Raw genomic sequence first — 1,037 nt, 5'->3', positions numbered from 1 at the left:
ACCCAGTCTCCTGAGCCAATAGCTTCCCAATTAGGTACAGTTTCCGCTGAGATGCTGCTTCACTCCGCCACTAAACTAGAACAGATGGTGTTTCCTCTGTATATCGTTCGTGAACGTGCCCAATGAGGCCTCCATCCCAATCAAACAATACGTGATTCGTGTACGCCTCATTCATTCGATGAAGACTACAGTTAGTGTCATCGATCAAAGTTTCCGTGGGGTTTCCCGAAGCCGTCAATATCGTACTGCTTCGGTGGACGCTCACCCATATTACGATAAATATCTCTAATTTGGCAAATGAGATTATTGATCATCAGGCCTCTGAAGTCCTCTGGATAGATGAAGTCTGCTGGTGCGTCTTTGAACGGCGGGAGCATCGACGGGATTTCAGTAGTACCACTGGGACAGTCGGGATCCGGACCAGCCGTATAATTTTTGTCGGCCTGTTCGCTCGAGTAGAAGACGAACAGGGGTAAATCGTTCACAATCTCATTTTGATCGTCGATACAGAAGCTCTTGATCACGAGTGCGATCCGAGGGTCCCCCTCGACTTCGGCAGTGTCTGGACCGATATCGTACTCGTCTTTGAGGCCCGTCGGATCGTGCAACGCCATGTAATACTCGTAGAAGAGGTTGTCGAATTCGTCGTCTGAAATGCTCTCGAGAGCGTCGATGCCCCGGCGTAACTGGGTTGGGTCCCACCCCGAACGGAGGATGTCGTACTCCGTTTGTGTGTGGGCCTCGAATCGGGCGCGAGCAAGCACTTGGTCCATAATCCGTTGTACGTCTTCAGTTTGATCAGACGCCTCTAGAGGATACGCCTCCTGGGCATGAAGATCAATCGTGTCTTGCTCATCAACATCTATTTCAACCAAATGAGTGTTTCCACGTGGGTCAACTACTCTGACACCAACGATACCATCCTCAATTCCGATGATTTCTGCTTGCATTGCTCTGTTGAAGAGCGATCTAATCAGCTGATATCACGGGTTAGAAGGGTGAAGTCGAGGAAATCGAGGTTGGTATGGAAATCGACA

The 1,037-nt window shown here is 49.7% G+C and carries 1 protein-coding gene; it reads right to left on the bottom strand.

Translation table 11 applies throughout. The features are described 5' to 3' along the window. Positions 1-197 precede the first annotated feature (197 nt). Positions 198-950 (bottom strand): hypothetical protein, encoded by a 753-nt coding sequence (locus C446_RS17040; RefSeq protein ID WP_006674381.1) that lies wholly within the window; start codon positions 948-950, stop codon positions 198-200. Positions 951-1,037: the final 87 nt, after the last annotated feature.

It is taken from the genome of Halobiforma nitratireducens JCM 10879, assembly GCF_000337895.1.
Taxonomy (GTDB): Archaea; Halobacteriota; Halobacteria; order Halobacteriales; family Natrialbaceae; genus Natronobacterium; species Natronobacterium nitratireducens.
Note: the sequence above shows the minus strand (reverse complement) of the source record. Positions and strands in the feature narration are given on the sequence as shown.